The sequence below is a fragment of the Neisseria perflava genome (assembly GCF_019334725.1).
Taxonomy (GTDB): Bacteria; Pseudomonadota; Gammaproteobacteria; order Burkholderiales; family Neisseriaceae; genus Neisseria; species Neisseria subflava_A.
On sequence record NZ_CP079818.1, the window covers coordinates 254,595 to 272,065 of the forward strand.

The 17,471-nt window shown below is 46.3% G+C and carries 12 protein-coding genes and 4 tRNA genes; all 16 read right to left on the reverse strand.

What is annotated here, in order from left to right; all coding sequences use genetic code 11:
* Positions 1-320 precede the first annotated feature (320 nt).
* A complete protein-coding gene (rpoC, locus tag LPB400_RS01355; protein ID WP_070461127.1) occupies positions 321-4,496 on the reverse strand; it encodes a DNA-directed RNA polymerase subunit beta' in 4,176 nt (1,391 codons plus the stop codon).
* Between the two features lie 156 nt (positions 4,497-4,652).
* Positions 4,653-8,831, reverse strand: coding sequence for a DNA-directed RNA polymerase subunit beta (gene rpoB, locus LPB400_RS01360; protein ID WP_070461124.1), 4,179 nt, complete (start codon positions 8,829-8,831; stop codon positions 4,653-4,655).
* A 189-nt stretch (positions 8,832-9,020) separates the two neighbouring features.
* Positions 9,021-9,392, reverse strand: a complete 372-nt coding sequence (gene rplL / locus LPB400_RS01365) for a 50S ribosomal protein L7/L12 (protein ID WP_070583257.1) — start codon at positions 9,390-9,392, stop codon at positions 9,021-9,023.
* A 58-nt stretch (positions 9,393-9,450) separates the two neighbouring features.
* Complete coding sequence (rplJ, locus tag LPB400_RS01370) at positions 9,451-9,951, reverse strand: 50S ribosomal protein L10 (RefSeq protein ID WP_070461120.1); 501 nt, start codon at positions 9,949-9,951, stop codon at positions 9,451-9,453.
* A gap of 223 nt (positions 9,952-10,174) precedes the next feature.
* On the reverse strand, positions 10,175-10,870 hold the full coding sequence (gene rplA / locus LPB400_RS01375; RefSeq protein WP_003677918.1) for a 50S ribosomal protein L1: 696 nt from the start codon (positions 10,868-10,870) through the stop codon (positions 10,175-10,177).
* On the reverse strand, positions 10,870-11,304 hold the full coding sequence (rplK, locus tag LPB400_RS01380; protein ID WP_002220151.1) for a 50S ribosomal protein L11: 435 nt from the start codon (positions 11,302-11,304) through the stop codon (positions 10,870-10,872). The genes rplA and rplK overlap by 1 nt, the downstream gene beginning before the upstream one ends.
* Before the next feature lie 104 nt (positions 11,305-11,408).
* Positions 11,409-11,942 (reverse strand): transcription termination/antitermination protein NusG, encoded by a 534-nt coding sequence (nusG, locus tag LPB400_RS01385; protein WP_070461118.1) that lies wholly within the window; start codon positions 11,940-11,942, stop codon positions 11,409-11,411.
* A gap of 2 nt (positions 11,943-11,944) precedes the next feature.
* Positions 11,945-12,220, reverse strand: a complete 276-nt coding sequence (gene secE, locus LPB400_RS01390) for a preprotein translocase subunit SecE (protein ID WP_070461116.1) — start codon at positions 12,218-12,220, stop codon at positions 11,945-11,947.
* A gap of 131 nt (positions 12,221-12,351) precedes the next feature.
* Positions 12,352-12,427: transfer RNA gene (locus LPB400_RS01395), tRNA-Trp, on the reverse strand.
* Positions 12,428-12,433: 6 nt separating this feature from the next.
* Entirely contained in the window at positions 12,434-13,618 is a 1,185-nt protein-coding gene (tuf, locus tag LPB400_RS01400; RefSeq protein WP_002215366.1) for an elongation factor Tu, read from the reverse strand.
* Positions 13,619-13,668: 50 nt separating this feature from the next.
* Positions 13,669-13,743 (reverse strand) — tRNA-Thr (locus tag LPB400_RS01405).
* A 9-nt stretch (positions 13,744-13,752) separates the two neighbouring features.
* Positions 13,753-13,826 (reverse strand) — tRNA-Gly (locus LPB400_RS01410).
* A 31-nt stretch (positions 13,827-13,857) separates the two neighbouring features.
* Positions 13,858-13,941: transfer RNA gene (locus tag LPB400_RS01415), tRNA-Tyr, on the reverse strand.
* Between the two features lie 98 nt (positions 13,942-14,039).
* Positions 14,040-14,291 (reverse strand): YfhL family 4Fe-4S dicluster ferredoxin, encoded by a 252-nt coding sequence (locus LPB400_RS01420; RefSeq protein WP_003679513.1) that lies wholly within the window; start codon positions 14,289-14,291, stop codon positions 14,040-14,042.
* A gap of 122 nt (positions 14,292-14,413) precedes the next feature.
* A complete protein-coding gene (gene rsmD / locus LPB400_RS01425) occupies positions 14,414-14,986 on the reverse strand; it encodes a 16S rRNA (guanine(966)-N(2))-methyltransferase RsmD (protein WP_070461210.1) in 573 nt (190 codons plus the stop codon).
* Between the two features lie 144 nt (positions 14,987-15,130).
* Positions 15,131-17,437 (reverse strand): type I DNA topoisomerase, encoded by a 2,307-nt coding sequence (topA, locus tag LPB400_RS01430; RefSeq protein ID WP_219089154.1) that lies wholly within the window; start codon positions 17,435-17,437, stop codon positions 15,131-15,133.
* Between the last annotated feature and the right edge of the window lie 34 nt (positions 17,438-17,471).

The following is a 17,471-nucleotide window of genomic DNA, read 5'->3' on the forward strand; positions in this document are numbered from 1 at the left end:
TCCTGTTGAGTTAAATACTTGCCGACACCATGTCGACAAGATTGGAATTATATTTTTATTGCAAGGGTTTAGTCAAGCAAATGACTGATAAAGTTTGGTGTTTTCCAATTTATGCCTAAATTTTAGAAACAAAGGCCGTCTGAAACATTCAGACGGCCTTTGTCATTTTAAATAAGTCCGCAATTTGGTTCTCTACTTATTTTCTCCATTGCTTTCCTTATTTATTCAGACGGCCTTAAACTCTACCCTCTTTTAAGTCCTCTAAAAAATAAAACCGCAAGACTGGCTTGCGGTTTTATTTTCACAACAATCCCGAGGGATTATTCGTCTGAAGCTTCGGTTTCAGAAGTTTCTTGATCGGCTTGCTGCCATTGTTGATGGCGACTGCGGTGGTAGGTCAAACCTGTACCGGCAGGAATCAAACGACCAACAATTACGTTCTCTTTCAAACCACGCAGCTCGTCTTGTTTGCCCATAATAGCGGCCTCTGTCAAGACGCGGGTTGTTTCTTGGAACGATGCCGCTGAAATGAAGCTGTCTGTAGACAAGGAAGCTTTGGTAATACCCAGCAACACATTTTCGTAACGTGCCGGCTCTTTGTCTTCAGCCATGGCTTTTTCATTGGCAAGCATCACATCGCCACGCTCAACTTGTTCGCCGGTAATGAACTCTGTATCACCGGAATCGACAATGTTCACTCGACGCAGCATTTGACGGATGATGACTTCGATGTGTTTATCGGAAATCTTCACACCTTGCAGGCGGTAAACCTCTTGTACCTCTTGAACAATGTAGCGAGCCAATGCTTCGATACCTTGCAGACGCAGAATGTCGTGTGGATCTACGGCACCGTCTACGATGGTTTCACCGCGGTTTACCACTTGACCATCGTGTACCAGAATCTGTTTCTCTTTAGAAATCAGGGTTTCGTATGCTACACCGTCTACGTCGGTAATAATCAGGCGCTGTTTACCTTTGGTTTCTTTACCGAAGGAAACGGTACCGGTAATTTCAGCCAACATACCTGCATCTTTCGGCACGCGTGCTTCAAACAATTCGGCTACGCGTGGCAGACCACCGGTAATATCGCGGGTTTTAGAAGACGCTTGTGGAATACGCGCCAACACATCACCCTTACCGACTTCCTGACCTTCACGAATGGTAATCACCGCACCGACCGGGAATGCCATAGAAACTGGGGTAGTCGTACCAGGAATGCAAATTTCCAGACCATTTTCATCCAACAGTTTGACAGTCGGACGCAACAGTTTAGAAGCACTAGAGGAACGACGTTTGCCGTCAATCACTACCAAAGTAGACAAACCAGTTACATCGTCGGTCTGTTTCGCAACGGTAACACCCTCTTCCACGTTTTCGAATTTCACCATACCTGCATGTTCGGTGATCATCGGACGGGTATGCGGATCCCAAGTTGCCAAGGTTTGACCAGCTTTAATGGCTTCGCCGTCTTGTACCAGCAGGATTGCACCGTAAGGTACTTTGTGACGTTCACGTTCGCGACCGATATCGTCGTGAATCACTACTTCACAAGAACGGCCAATGACAACCAACTCGCCTTTGTTGTTGGCAACATAACGCATTTGACTGCTGAAACGTGCTGTACCATTGGATTTAGCTTCTACTTGGCTGGCTGCCGCCGCACGAGATGCCGCACCACCAATGTGGAACGTACGCATGGTCAGCTGAGTACCTGGCTCACCAATGGATTGTGCAGCAATCACACCTACAGCTTCACCAGCGTTAACCAGTTTACCGCGCGCCAAGTCGCGGCCATAACAGTGTGCACACAAACCATGACGGGTTTTACAAGTAATTGGCGTACGGACTTTAACCTCGTCAACACCAGATTGGTCAATGATATCGACTAATTTCTCAGTCAGCAATGTACCTGCCTCAACCAATGTTTCTCCTGTTGAAGGATCAACAACATCTGATGCTGTAACACGGCCTAAAATACGATCGCGCAACGCTTCAATTACGTCACCGCCTTGTACTACTGCTTTCATGACAAAGCCGTCTGAAGTACCGCAATCGTCTTCAACAACCACCAAGTCTTGGGTTACGTCTACCAAACGACGGGTCAAGTAACCGGAGTTTGCAGTTTTCAACGCGGTATCCGCCAAACCCTTACGCGCACCGTGGGTCGCAATAAAGTATTGCAATACGGTCAGGCCTTCGCGGAAGTTAGAGGTAATAGGCGTTTCAATAATCGAGCCGTCAGGTTTTGCCATCAAACCACGCATACCGGACAACTGTTTAATCTGAGCTGCAGAACCACGGGCACCAGAGTCGGCCATCATGTAAATAGAGTTGAAGGACTCTTGATCAACTTCGTTGCCGTCACGGTCGATGACTTTTTGTTTGGACAGGTTGTCCATCATCGCTTTAGCGATCTTATCGCCGGCACGACCCCAAATATCGACCACTTTGTTGTAACGTTCACCGTTGGTTACCAAACCTTGACGGTATTGATCTTCGATTTCTTTAACTTCGGCATTAGCCTCGGCCAGCAAAGCTGCTTTTTCTTTCGGAATTTCCATATCGTCAACCGCAATGGAAATTCCGCCTTTAGCCGCAAAACCGAAACCGGTGTACATCAAGTGGTCGGCGAAAATAACTGTGTCACGCAGGCCGCACAGACGGAATGATGCGTTAATCAGTTTAGAAATTTCTTTTTTCTTCAGCGCTTTGTTGATGTACTCGAACGGCAGGCCTTTAGGCAAGATTTCGCTCAACAATGCACGGCCGACAGTTGTTTCGTAACGGTTAACAACAGGCTCAAACTCACCTGCTTCGTTTTTCACCCATTCACGCAGACGTACGGTAATTTTCGTACCCAGTTCAACCTGTTTGGTATGGTATGCACGATGCACTTCTTTCACATCGGCAAACAGGCTGCCTTCGCCTTTGGCATTGATACGGTCGCGGGTCATGTAGTACAGACCCAATACGATATCTTGAGAAGGTACGATGATTGGTTCGCCGTTGGCTGGAGACAATACGTTGTTTGAAGCCAGCATCAGCGTGCGTGCTTCCATTTGTGCTTCCAAGCTCAATGGAACGTGTACAGCCATTTGGTCACCGTCAAAGTCGGCGTTAAATGCGGCACACACCAATGGGTGCAACTGAATCGCTTTACCTTCGATCAGGATAGGTTCGAACGCTTGAATACCCAAACGGTGCAGGGTTGGCGCACGGTTCAGCATAATCGGATGTTCGCGGATCACTTCTTCCAAGATATCCCATACTTCAGGTACTTCTTGTTCTACCAATTTTTTCGCAGCTTTAACGGTAGAAGCCAAACCTTGTTTTTCCAATTTGTGGAAAATAAATGGTTTGAACAGTTCCAACGCCATTTTTTTCGGCAGACCACATTGGTGCAGACGCAGGTATGGGCCTACGGTAATCACGGAACGACCGGAGTAGTCCACACGTTTACCCAGCAGGTTTTGACGGAAGCGGCCGCCTTTACCTTTAATCATATCTGCCAATGATTTCAGCGGACGTTTGTTGGCACCAGTCATGGCTTTACCGCGGCGGCCGTTATCCAACAGAGAGTCAACTGCTTCTTGCAACATACGTTTTTCGTTACGAACGATGATGTCAGGCGCATGCAATTCCAACAGACGTTTCAGACGGTTGTTACGGTTGATAACACGACGGTACAAATCGTTCAAATCGGAAGTGGCAAAACGACCGCCATCCAATGGAACCAACGGACGCAAATCAGGCGGCAATACCGGCAGCACATCCATAATCATCCATTCCAGTTTCATACCGGAACGGTGGAAGGCTTCCAATACTTTCAAACGTTTGGCGATTTTTTTGATTTTGGTGTCAGAACCGGTAGATTCCAGCTCTTGACGCAAAATTTCGATCTCGCCGGTAATATCCAAGGTACGCAGCAATTCACGGATACCTTCTGCACCCATTTTGGCATCGAAGTCGTCGCCGTATTCGTCCAGTTTGTTGTAGTAATCGTCCTCAGTCAGTAATTGACGACGTTGCAACGGAGTCATACCGGGATCGGTTACCACAAATGCTTCAAAGTACAATACGCGTTCGATATCGCGCAAAGTCATGTCCAATACCATACCCAAGCGGGAAGGCAGGGATTTCAAGAACCAAATGTGGGCAACAGGTGCAGCCAATTCAATGTGGCCCATGCGTTCGCGGCGTACTTTAGACAGGGTCACTTCTACGCCACATTTTTCACAGGTTACGCCTTTAAATTTCAAGCGTTTGTATTTACCGCACAAACATTCATAGTCCTTGACAGGGCCAAAGATTTTGGCGCAGAACAAACCGTCGCGCTCAGGTTTGAACGTACGGTAGTTGATGGTTTCAGGTTTTTTAACTTCGCCATAAGACCATGAGCGGATGGTTTCGGGAGAGGCAATACCGATTTTGATGGCATCAAACTCTTCTTCCATGCCGGCAGTTTGCAACGGATTAAATAAGTTCAACAAATTCATTTTTGCTCCTTGAAGGAAGTATTTTTACCGCATGGCGGATTTTCGATATTGTGAAACGGTACTTTTGATTTCAGACGGCCTAAATGCCGATTGCTTCATTCTTATTCTGAAACCGCTTTTTCAGACGACCTTGAAAGGCCGTCTGAAAACTTCTGTTTAGTAACGTTCCAAATCGATATCCAAGCCCAGTGAGCGAATCTCTTTAACCAATACGTTGAAGGATTCAGGCATACCGGCATCGATTTTGTGTTCGCCTTTGACGATGTTTTCGTACATTTTGGTACGGCCGTTCACGTCGTCAGACTTCACAGTCAGCATCTCTTGCAGCGTGTATGCCGCGCCGTATGCTTCCAATGCCCAAACCTCCATCTCACCGAAACGTTGGCCACCGAACTGAGCTTTACCGCCCAGAGGCTGCTGGGTAACCAGACTGTATGGACCGGTAGAACGGGCGTGCATTTTTTCGTCAACCAAGTGGTGCAGTTTCAGATAGTGCATCACACCGACTGTAACCTTGCGGTCAAATGCTTCGCCTGAACGGCCGTCATACAGCGTGATTTGAGTTTTACTGTCATTGAAGCCCAGTTTCTCAACCTCAGGATCTTCGCTTGGGTAAGCCAAGTTCAACATTTCGCGGATTTCAGACTCTTTCGCACCATCGAATACAGGAGAGGCGAAAGATGCACCTTTACGCAGGTTGGAAGCCAATTCGATGATTTCTTCATCTGTCAGGCTGTCCAAATCTTCTTTCTTACCGCTACCGTTGTAGAGTTTGTTCAAGAATTCACGCAGCTCGCTGGCTTTGCGTTGCTCTTTCAGCATTCGGTCGATGCGTTCGCCGATACCTTTTGCCGCCCAACCCAAGTGAACTTCCAAAATCTGACCGATGTTCATACGGGAAGGTACGCCCAATGGGTTCAGTACGATGTCTACCGGACGGCCGTCAGCCATGTAAGGCATGTCTTCCACTGGCAGAATGCGTGATACCACGCCTTTGTTACCGTGGCGACCCGCCATTTTGTCACCGGCTTGCAGACGGCGTTTGATGGCGATAAATACTTTCACCATTTTTTGTACGCCTGGTTGCAGCTCATCGCCTTGGGTCAGTTTTTTCTTCTTGATCTCATACAACTCATCCGCTTCTTCGCGTTTTTGTTTCAGGCTCAATTTAATCAGTTCCAACTGTTTGGCCAAATCTTCGTCAGCCAGACGGATGTCAAACCAATCATGTTTGCTGGACAGGCTTGCCAAATATTCGGTAGTAATTTCGCTGCCTTTAGCCAGCTTCATCGGACCACCATTGGCTTTTTGACCAACAATCATACGCTCGATACGGTCGAATGCGTCATTATCGAAAATACGTAATTGATCGCCCAAATCTTGACGGTAACGTTTCAATTCAGAATCAATAATGGATTGAGCACGTTTGTCGCGTTGGATACCTTCACGAGTAAAGACTTGAACGTCGATAACGGTACCGCTCATGCCGGTAGGCATACGCAATGAAGTATCTTTTACATCAGATGCTTTTTCACCGAAGATGGCACGCAGCAGTTTTTCTTCAGGAGTCAGTTGGGTTTCGCCTTTAGGTGTTACTTTACCTACCAAGACGTCACCTGCTTCTACTTCTGCACCGATATACACGATACCGGATTCATCCAAACGGTTTTGCATACGCTCAGACAAGTTCGGAATATCGCGGGTAATGTCTTCCGCACCCAGTTTAGTGTCACGTGCGACAACGTTCAGCTCTTCAATGTGAATCGAAGTATAGCGGTCGTCTGCAGCCACTTTTTCTGAAATCAGAATCGAGTCTTCGTAGTTGTAACCGTTCCATGGCATGAAGGCGATGGTCATGTTTTGACCCAAAGCCAACTCGCCCAAGTCGGTAGATGCACCGTCGGCCACCAAGTCACCACGTTGCAACACATCGCCTGCTTTTACGGCCGGACGTTGGTTGATGTTGGTAGATTGGTTAGAACGAGTGAATTTAACCAAGTTATAAATATCGACACCCACTTCACCGGCAGTCGCTTCATCATCATGAACACGAACCACAACGCGGTTTGCATCTACATACTCAACCACACCACCACGGCGGGCAACGATTGCAGTTGCAGAGTCAACGGCAACAGAGCGCTCGATACCGGTACCAACCATCGGTTTTTCAGGGCGCAGACACGGTACGGCCTGACGTTGCATGTTGGCACCCATCAATGCACGGTTCGCGTCATCATGTTCCAAGAATGGAATCAGAGATGCTGCAACGGATACCACTTGACCGGTTGCCACGTCCATATATTGAACGCGGTCAGGCGTTGCCATAATGGTTTCGCCTTTTTCACGACAAGTGACCAAGTCGCCAATCAAATTACCATCTTTGTCCAAATCGGCATTTGCCTGTGCAATCACATAACGACCTTCTTCGATAGCAGACAAGTAGTCGATTTCTTCAGTTACTTTGCCATCGACAACACGGCGGTAAGGAGTTTCCAAGAAACCATAATCATTGGTACGCGCATAAACGGATAATGAGTTGATCAAACCAATGTTTGGACCCTCAGGTGTTTCAATAGGACATACACGGCCATAGTGGGTCGGATGTACGTCTCGCACCTCAAAGCCTGCACGTTCGCGAGTCAAACCGCCCGGGCCCAATGCAGATACACGGCGTTTATGGGTAACTTCAGACAATGGGTTGGTCTGATCCATAAATTGGCTCAATTGGCTGGAGCCGAAGAATTCTTTAATCGCAGCAGAAACAGGTTTCGCATTGATCAAGTCATGCGGCATCAAGTTCTCAGATTCTGCTTGGTTCAAACGCTCTTTAACTGCACGTTCTACACGAGCCAAACCGCTGCGGAATTGGTTTTCAGTCAACTCACCCACAGAACGAACACGACGATTACCCAAGTGGTCAATATCATCTACTTCGCCATGACCGTTACGCAGTTCAACCAATGTAGCAATGGAAGCAACGATGTCTTCAACACTCAGAACGTAACCGCCTTTTTCAGCTGCTCCGGCCAAAGTTTCATTCAGCAAACGGCCATACCAAGAGTTTTGTTGTGCTTCAGACAATTTTTGCTCGTATGTGCGCGTATTAAATTTCATACGACCTACGCGAGACAAATCATAGCTGTCTTCACTGAAGAACAAGCGGTTGAAGAGCTGCTCAACAGCTTCTTCGGTAGGCGGTTCGCCAGGACGCATCATGCGGTAAATCGCAACGCGTGCAGCCTGCTGATCAGCAGTTTCGTCTGTACGCAGAGTGCTGGAGATGTAACCGCCTTGATCCAATTCATTGATATAAAGGGTCGTAATTTCTTTTACGCCATGGATATCAAGCTTGGCCAACAGTTCTTCTGTAATTTCATCGTTAGCAGAAGCCAATACTTCGCCGGTTTCCGGATCAATCAGGTCAGCAGCCAATGCTTTACCCAACAGGCTTTCTGGCTCTACATCCAGACGAGTCAAGCCTGCATTGGTAATATCACGGATATTTTTCGCAGTAATGCGTTTACCTTTGGCGACCAGTACATTGCCTTCTTTATCCAAGATATCAACTTTGGCAGTTTCACCTTTCAGACGGCCTGCAACCAGATCAGTTTGAACACCGTTTGAAGACAAATAGAAAGTTTCTTTATCGTAGAAAATATCCAAGATTTGTTCATTGTTGTAGCCCAAAGCTTTCAACAAAATCGTAACCGGCATTTTACGGCGACGGTCGATACGGAAATACAGCAAATCTTTTGGATCAAATTCGAAATCCAACCATGAACCACGGTAAGGAATAATACGAGCAGAGAACAACAGCTTACCGGAAGAATGTGTTTTACCACGGTCATGCTCAAAGAACACACCAGGAGAACGGTGCAGCTGGGAAACAATCACGCGCTCAGTACCATTGATAACAAAAGAGCCACTTGGCGTCATCAATGGGATTTCGCCCATATACACTTCGTTTTCACGAACTTCTTTTACTGTCGGCTTAGATGCTTCTTTATCCAAAATCACCAAACGGATACGAGCACGCAATGGGGCCGCATAAGTAATGCCGCGCAATTGGCATTCAGGAATATCGAACAAAGGCTCGCCCAATGTGTAATGCACAAACTCCAAGCGCGCATAACCATTATGGCTCACAATCGGGAAAATAGAATTAAATGCCGCTTGCAGACCATCATCAGTACGTTGGTCAAAAGCATTTTCCAGCTGCAAAAATTTCGCATAAGAATCAATTTGGGTTGCCAGCAGGAAAGGAACATCTAAGACATTCTCTCGCTTTGCAAAACTCTTACGGATACGTTTTTTCTCGGTAAACGAATAGCTCATATACACTCCGAAAAGCAATTTTAAATAATAGGCCGTCTGAAACAACGGCATGCATCAATCTGATATTTACATTTATTTGCAATGATTTTATAAAGGCTATGCAAATAAATGTAAACAATGCCTGATGCTTATTTTAAGAAGCAAAATAAGGCTGGCAGAAAACTGCCAGCCTTCATAGGAAGCATCAAATTATTTGATTTCGACTTTAGCGCCGGCTTCTTCCAGTTGTTTTTGGATGTCTTCAGCTTCAGCTTTAGAAACACCTTCTTTCAGAGTTTTAGGTGCACCGTCAACGATGTCTTTAGCTTCTTTCAGACCCAAGCCAGTGAGAGCGCGGACAACTTTAATCACGCCAACTTTTTGATCACCGGCAGAAGCCAATACTACGTCAAATTCAGTTTTCTCTTCAGCAGCAGCTGCACCAGCACCTGCAGGACCTGCAACTGCAACTGCAGCAGCAGAAACGCCAAATTTTTCTTCAAAAGCTTTAACCAAATCGTTCAATTCCATTACGGTCAAAGAACCAACGGCTTCCAAAATGTCTTCTTTAGTAATAGCCATGCTATTTATACTCCAAATATTGTATTAAAAAATAATTGATTAAATGAAACAAAATCGATTAAGCGGCTTCTTCGCCAGCTTTTTTCTCTGCCAAAGCAGCCAAACCACGTGCAAGGCCTGATACGGGAGCTTGCATAACGAACAACAGTTTGGACAACAGCTCTTCGCGGCTTGGAATAGAGGCCAACTCAGCAACCTGAGCAGCATCCATTACTTCGCCATTGTAAGAACCGGCTTTAACGATAATTTTGTCATCTTTTTTCGCGAATTGGTGCAGCACTTTAGCAGCAGCAACAGCATCTTCAGAAGCAGCATAAACCAATGGACCAACCATTTGATCGGCCAAATCTGCGAATGAAGTACCTTCTACTGCGCGACGAGCCAGAGTATTTTTCAGAACACGCAAGTAAACGCCTTCTTTACGTGCATTTGCACGAAGCTCAGTCATGCTGGAAACACTGATACCGCGATATTCAGCGACTACAAGAGTTTGAGCGTTAGCAATTGCTGCGCTAATTTCCTCTACGGCCACTTTCTTGGTTTCAATATTGAGACTCAAGGTCTACCTCCCACTGTTTATAAACAGGATACCGAAATGATATCCCACCAGCGCGGTAACCTAAAAAGACATCTTACAAGCAATCTTGCAATGTGTTTCAGGACTACCGTCTGCGTAGGGCAGTTACGATTAAATCTTACGATCCCTACGGTCTTGGACATCTACTTAATTTTAAGTAGCCCAAATCCAGGCAATCCAGAAAACTGGATCACCTGAAAATTTCTTAGTTGTTCACGCTTGCAGTATCAACGCGAACACCCAAACCCATAGTGCTGGATACAGCAACTTTTTTCAGGTACTGACCTTTAGCAGCAGCAGGTTTGGCTTTAACGATAGCATCCAGCAACGCATTGAAGTTCTCTTTCAAGTCAGCTTCAGCGAAAGAAGCACGACCGATAGTTGCATGAACGATACCGGCTTTATCTGTACGGTATTGTACTTGACCTGCTTTTGCATTTTTAACTGCTTCAGCAACGTTAGGAGTAACAGTACCTACTTTAGGGTTTGGCATCAGACCACGAGGACCCAAGATGGTACCCAATTGACCAACGATACGCATTGCATCAGGAGAAGCAATAACAACGTCAAAGTTCAGATTACCAGCTTTGATTTCAGCAGCCAGATCTTCAAAACCGACAATATCTGCACCAGCTTCTTTAGCAGCATCTGCATTTGCACCTTGAGTAAACACAGCTACGCGAGTTGTTTTACCGGTACCTTTAGGCAGAACGACTGAACCACGGATAACTTGGTCAGATTTACGAGGATCAACACCCAAGTTGAAAGATACATCAACAGACTCGTCAAATTTAGCAGTAGCAGCTTTTTTAACCAAAGCAATTGCTTCATCGATTGCGTACAGTTTGTTAGCTTCAACAGAAGAGCGCAGAGCTTTCAAGCGTTTAGATACTTTAGCCATTATACAACACCCTCCACATCCAAGCCCATTGAGCGAGCAGAGCCGGCGATAGTACGAACAGCCGCATCCAAATCAGCAGCAGTCAAATCAGGCTCTTTAGTTTTAGCAATTTCTTCCAACTGAGCGCGGGTCAATTTACCCACTTTGTTAGTCAGAGGATTAGAACTACCTTTTTGCAGACCAGCAGCTTTTTTCAACAAGATAGAAGCTGGTGGGGTTTTCATCACAAATGTGAATGATTTATCTGCAAATGCGGTGATCACGACTGGAATTGGCAAACCAGGTTCCATACCTTGGGTTGCAGCATTAAATGCTTTACAGAATTCCATGATGTTCAAACCACGCTGACCCAAAGCAGGACCAACTGGGGGAGATGGATTGGCTTTACCTGCAGGAATTTGCAGTTTGATGTAGCCGATAATTTTCTTTGCCACTTAAGGACTCCTAAAAACGGGTATAACGCGGAACCATTCCGCTTCCCAAACAGAATTTGCGATTATATCTGCTTAAAAAAAAATTTTCAAGCGAATTAAACCACTTAAATCTTTTCAACCTGACCGAACTCTAATTCAACCGGTGTTTCCCGACCAAAAATTTGAACTGAAACACGCAGTCTATTACGCTCGTAGTTAACTTCATCAACAATTCCATTGAAATCAGCAAATGGACCTTCATTCACACGAACCTGCTGACCCACTTCGAATTCAACTTTTGGTTTTGGCTTCTCAACACCTGTTTTGGCTTGTTGCAAAATAGCATCTGCATCTTTTTGAGAAATTGGGATTGGACGATTTCCGCTACCACCTACAAAGCCATTTACTCGAGGGGTACTCTTAACCAAATGCCATGAATCATCGGTCATTTCCATTTCAACCAGCACATAGCCTGGATAGAATTTACGCTCACTGATGGTTTTTCGGCCATTCTTGATGTCTACCACTTCCTCTACAGGAACGAGAATCTGACCGAAATATTCTTCCATGTTTTCACGAGTAATACGCTCTTTCAATGTTTTTTGAACATTTTTCTCGAAACCGGAATAGGCCTGTACCACATACCAACGCTTTGACATCTTTACCCTTTCCTATTTAATAAAACATCAAAAAACAACCATGAAATAATTGTATCTGCCGCATAAATGAAGGCTGCTAAAACTGCAACGAAGATAATCACAAATACAGTCATTTTAACCGCTTCATCACGACTCGGCCAAACTACCTTCTTAAACTCAGTCCAAGAGCTCTTAAAATATGCAAACAGACCTTCTTTCTTTTCAGGAGCCGGCTTATTACTTACCACAACTTCCTTTTTCTGATGGCCTTCTTTGCGTCCAGACGGATGTTCTGTCATCTTTACTCACTTATCAATACCCCACCCGCCTTCATTTTAGATAGCGGCATTGATCCATTAATTAATTCCAAATAATCTTAGAACTTAAGTACAAAAAAATTAACCGGCACAAGGCCGGTTAATTTTTTATTTGGCAGGCCAAGAGGGTCTCGAACCCCCAACCCTCGGTTTTGGAGACCGATACTCTACCAATTGAGCTATTGGCCTCTAAACTTAAGCGATTACAGAAGAAACCACACCCGCACCTACGGTACGACCACCTTCGCGAATCGCAAAGCGCAGACCTTCTTCCATAGCGATTGGCGCAATCAGTTCTACAGTAATGGTTACGTTCTCACCTGGCATTACCATTTCTACGCCTTCTTCCAAAGTAACTGCACCAGTTACGTCAGTAGTACGGAAGTAGAATTGTGGACGGTAGTTAGCGAAGAATGGAGTGTGACGACCACCCTCTTCTTTGCTCAGTACGTATACTTCTGCTTTGAACTTGGTGTGAGGAGTGATAGTACCTGGTTTAGCCAATACTTGACCACGCTCTACGTCTTCACGTTTAGTACCACGCAGCAATACGCCTACGTTGTCACCCGCTTGACCTTCGTCCAGCAGTTTGCGGAACATTTCAACGCCGGTGCAAGTGGTTTTTTGGGTTTCTTTCAAACCTACGATTTCGATCTCGTCACCAACGTGGATGATACCGCGCTCTACACGACCGGTTACTACTGTACCACGGCCGGAGATAGAGAATACGTCTTCGATAGGCAACAAGAAAGGTTTGTCCACAGCACGCTCAGGTGTTGGGATGTAGCTGTCCAAGGCAGCAGCCAATTCGAAGATTTTTTCTTCGTAAGCAGCATCACCTTCCAAAGCTTTCAGTGCAGAACCTTGTACGATTGGGCAGTCGTCGCCAGGGAAGTCGTAGCTTGACAACAAGTCACGGATTTCCATTTCAACCAGTTCCAACAGCTCGGCATCGTCAACCATGTCGCATTTGTTCATGAATACGATGATGTAAGGTACACCTACTTGGCGAGCCAACAGGATGTGTTCGCGAGTTTGAGGCATAGGACCGTCAGCGGCAGAACATACCAAGATCGCGCCGTCCATTTGGGCAGCACCGGTAATCATGTTTTTAACGTAGTCGGCGTGGCCCGGGCAGTCTACGTGTGCGTAGTGACGGGTTTCAGTTTCGTATTCTACGTGTGAGGTATTAATGGTAATACCACGAGCTTTTTCTTCAGGAGCGTTGTCGATTTGGTCGTAAGCTTTTGCAGCGCCACCGAATTTTTTAGCCAAAATAGTAGTCAAAGCAGCAGTCAGAGTGGTTTTACCATGGTCAACGTGACCGATGGTGCCAACGTTTACGTGCGGTTTGCTACGTTCAAATTTTTCCTTAGCCATGGCAATATCCTATAATCTAAGCTTTTTGAAAATAAAGGGTAATAATGAGATGGTGCCCATGGGCAGATTTGAACTGCCGACCTCTCCCTTACCAAGGGAGTGCTCTACCCCTGAGCTACATGGGCGAAATTGTTTGGAGCGGGTGAAGGGAATCGAACCCTCACCGTAAGCTTGGAAGGCTTCTGCTCTACCATTGAGCTACACCCGCATACTCACTTTTTGCTCCAAGTAAGAATTTTTGGTGGAGGGAGAAGGATTCGAACCTTCGAAGCTCGCGCAACAGATTTACAGTCTGCCCCCTTTGACCGCTCGGGAATCCCTCCAAAAGAGAACGCTAGTTTATTGGCAACTCAGATTTCCGTCAAGATTTTTTTTCATTTATTTCTTTAAAAACATCCAAGTTTTTGCTTTTAAACACTATTTATTTAAACTGAATGATTTTTTCGTACTTAGCCATCAGTTCTTCGTGCGTTTCAGGATGCTCTTCATCGATCAAGATACAGTCGACAGGACATACCTGTTGGCACTGAGGCTCATCGTAATGGCCTACACATTGCGTACACAAATTTGGATTGATTTCGTAAATTTCTTCACCTTGCGAAATGGCATCATTAGGGCATTCCGGTTCGCACACATCGCAGTTAATGCACTCATCTGTAATAAAGAGCGACATTTCTATTTCCTTTTTTCTTAAATTATCAAAACCGATTGGGCGCGGATTATAGCACAAATGACGTCGGAACAATCCGTTTAAAAGAATGTTTTACACCTTGGGAATGATTCTCAAATTCTATACTATTCAGCAACTTGCGAATAGAGCGATAATTCAAACCTACTCATTCCCGCCTTTCCTTCCCGATAAATTTCCAGCCAATCCGGTTTTTCAGGCAACTTCCCTGCTTCAATATAGACCATTGCCCCATTTTTCAAGTGGCTTTGCAATCGGATAAACAGATTTTGCCAATCTTCCCATGCAAACGGCGGATCAAGAAACACAACATCAAATTTTTCAGACGGCCTTGTCAGATAAGCCATGCCGTCTGAACACACAATTTCCACCTGTTTCAAACCTAATTCACAGATATTTTTCTGAAGCGTTTGAACAGTTTGGCGGTGGTTATCGACCATTAGCACTTTTGCCGCATTACGAGAAGCAGCCTCCATTCCTAAAGCACCGCTACCGCTGAATAAATCTAATACCGTTTTGCCGGTTAAATCCTGACCCAACCAATTAAATAGTTTTTCACGCACGCTGTCAGGCGTCGGGCGCAGACCATCTGCAGATAAAAATGTTAGCTTTCGTCCCCTGCATTGCCCACCGATGATACGTACTTGATTGCTGTGTTTGGAATGTTTGTTGTTTGCCATAATTCTTAAAAGATGCCGAGTTTTCAGACGGCCTTAATTATATAGTGAAACTGCTATCAAGCCGTATTTCACTCTATTCTTTTAGAAACAAAAAGGCCGTCTGCAAATCATTTTTCAGACGGCCTTTACTATTTCATTAACAAATTATTCCTTCGGTGCAGGCGGTTCAATTTGCTCTTTCCAACCACATTCTTTTTGCGGGCAGACTTTCTCCACGCCCCAGCGTTTGGTGGTTTTGATGGTCAAAACCGGCCACGCGCATTTTGGACAGGTTTCTGCAATGGGTGGGTTCCATGTCGCGTAGTTGCAATCCGGATAAGTGCTGCAACTGTAAAACAGTTTGCCGTAGCGGGATTTGCGCTCGACGAGGTTGCCTTTTTTGCATTGTGGGCACTGGACGCCGGTGTCTTTGGGTTTTTCCAGCGGCTCGACGTGTTTGCATTTGGGGTAGTTGGCGCAGCCGATGAATTTGCTGCCGGTGCGGCTGTATTTGTACAACAACCGTCCGCCACATTTGGGGCATTCGCGCCCGTCGAGTTCGGCTTGTTCTGCTTCAGCTTTGGCGATGCGCTCGGCGGCCTCTTCGGCGGTTTCGTTGACGTTGCGCGTGTAGCTGCACTCTGGATAACCAGCGCAGGCGACGAAACGGCCCATTTTGCCAAACTTGATTTGCAGTTTGTGTTCGCCGCATTTGGGGCAGGTTTCGTCGAGTTCCTGCGTGGTGAATTTGGCACGTTCGATACCTTCTTTTTCTTCCACTTGTTTGATAAATGGTTTCCAGAATTTATCCATCACGGGAATCCATTGGCGTTTGCCATTGGCAATCTCGTCAAGCTGGTCTTCGAGTTTGGCGGTAAAGTGGTAATCGACGTATTGGGCGAAGTGTTCGGTCAGGAATTTATTGACGATGTCGCCTGTGTCGGTGGGCATGAAGCGTTTTTGCTCAAGGGTAACGTATTCGCGGTCTTTGAGCGTGGAAATAATACTGGCGTAGGTGGAGGGGCGGCCAATGCCGTATTCTTCGAGGGCTTTAACCAGCGTGGCTTCGTTGTAGCGCGGCGGCGGAGTGGTGAAGTGTTGTTCACCGTAAAGTTTGTCTACAGGCAATTTATCGCCTTCGCTCATTTCGGGCAGTTTTTTGCTGTCTTCACTCTCTTCGTCGTCGCTGCTTTCTTCATACACGCTCAAGAAGCCTGCGAAAGTCTGCACTTGTCCGGTTACGCGGAACACGCCTTTGCCGACGGTAATATCGACGGTGGTTTGGTCAAATTTGGCGGGCGTCATCTGACAGGCAACGGTACGTTGCCAAATCATTTGATAGAGTTTGAACTGATCTGCGCTCAAGAAGGGTTTGACGCTTTCGGGCGTGCGGTACACGGAAGTCGGACGGATCGCTTCGTGTGCTTCTTGGGCGTTTTTGGATTTGGTTTTGTACTGTTTGGCCGAACTTGGCAGATATTCTTTGCCGATTTTGTTTTCGATGTAATGGCGGATTTCGGTTAACGCTTCATCGGCCAAATTCACGCTGTCGGTACGCATATAGGTAATCAGACCGATGGCGCCCTGCCCTACGTCTATACCTTCGTAAAGCTGCTGGGCGGTACGCATGGTGCGGTCGGTAGTGAAACCGAGTTTGCGCACGGCATCCTGCTGCATGGTGGATGTGGTAAACGGCGCGGCGGGATTGCGGCTGCGCTTTTTCTTTTCGATGGCAGTAACGACGGCCTCTTTGCCTTCGAGTTCTTTCAACACATCGGCTTGCGCGGCTTCGTTCGGCAGGTCGAATTGTTCGAGTTTCGCGCCGTTGTATTGGGCAAGTTTGGCGGTAAACTTGCTGCGGCCTTTATGGCTGTCGAGATGTACCGTCCAATATTCCTGCGCTTCAAACGCGCGGATTTCGTTTTCGCGCTCGCAAATCAGGCGCAAAGCGGGACTTTGTACACGGCCTGCGCTCAAACCGCGGCGGATTTTTTTCCACAACAATGGCGAGAGGTTGAAACCGACCAAATAGTCCAAAGCTCGGCGGGCTTGTTGCGCATCGACCAAATCCATTTCGATTTCGCGCGGATGGGTAACCGCATCGAGTACGGCGTTTTTGGTAATTTCGTGGAACACGACACGCTGCGGTTTGATGTTTTTCAGGCCGCGTTTGGATTTGAGGATTTCCAAAAGATGCCAAGAAATGGCTTCGCCTTCCCTATCCGGGTCGGTTGCGAGGTAGATGTTTTCAGCTTCTTTGGCACCAGCAACGATGGCATCGACGTGTTTGCTGTTGCGGCTGATCAGCTGGTACTTCATGGCAAAGCCATTGTCGGGATCGACTGCTCCGCTTTTCGGAACTAAATCGCGGACGTGGCCGTAAGACGCCAAGATTTCAAAATCACCGCCCAGATATTTTTTCAGGGTTTTGGCTTTGGACGGGGATTCGACGATTAATAAGTTTTTCGCCATTGTTGTTCTCTTTTGGATGTATTGGATTTATGTT

What these genes read in the sequence shown, in the direction of transcription:
- LPB400_RS01420 (WP_003679513.1), bottom strand. Translation starts at nt 14,291, where the DNA reads ATGTCGCTCTTTATTACAGATGAGTGCATTAACTGCGATGTGTGCGAA.
- rsmD (WP_070461210.1), bottom strand. Translation starts at nt 14,986, where the DNA reads ATGGCAAACAACAAACATTCCAAACACAGCAATCAAGTACGTATCATC.
- rplL (WP_070583257.1), bottom strand. Translation starts at nt 9,392, where the DNA reads ATGGCTATTACTAAAGAAGACATTTTGGAAGCCGTTGGTTCTTTGACC.
- secE (WP_070461116.1), bottom strand. Translation starts at nt 12,220, where the DNA reads ATGACAGAACATCCGTCTGGACGCAAAGAAGGCCATCAGAAAAAGGAA.
- topA (WP_219089154.1), bottom strand. Translation starts at nt 17,437, where the DNA reads ATGGCGAAAAACTTATTAATCGTCGAATCCCCGTCCAAAGCCAAAACC.
- rpoB (WP_070461124.1), bottom strand. Translation starts at nt 8,831, where the DNA reads ATGAGCTATTCGTTTACCGAGAAAAAACGTATCCGTAAGAGTTTTGCA.
- nusG (WP_070461118.1), bottom strand. Translation starts at nt 11,942, where the DNA reads ATGTCAAAGCGTTGGTATGTGGTACAGGCCTATTCCGGTTTCGAGAAA.
- rplA (WP_003677918.1), bottom strand. Translation starts at nt 10,870, where the DNA reads ATGGCTAAAGTATCTAAACGCTTGAAAGCTCTGCGCTCTTCTGTTGAA.
- rpoC (WP_070461127.1), bottom strand. Translation starts at nt 4,496, where the DNA reads ATGAATTTGTTGAACTTATTTAATCCGTTGCAAACTGCCGGCATGGAA.
- tuf (WP_002215366.1), bottom strand. Translation starts at nt 13,618, where the DNA reads ATGGCTAAGGAAAAATTTGAACGTAGCAAACCGCACGTAAACGTTGGC.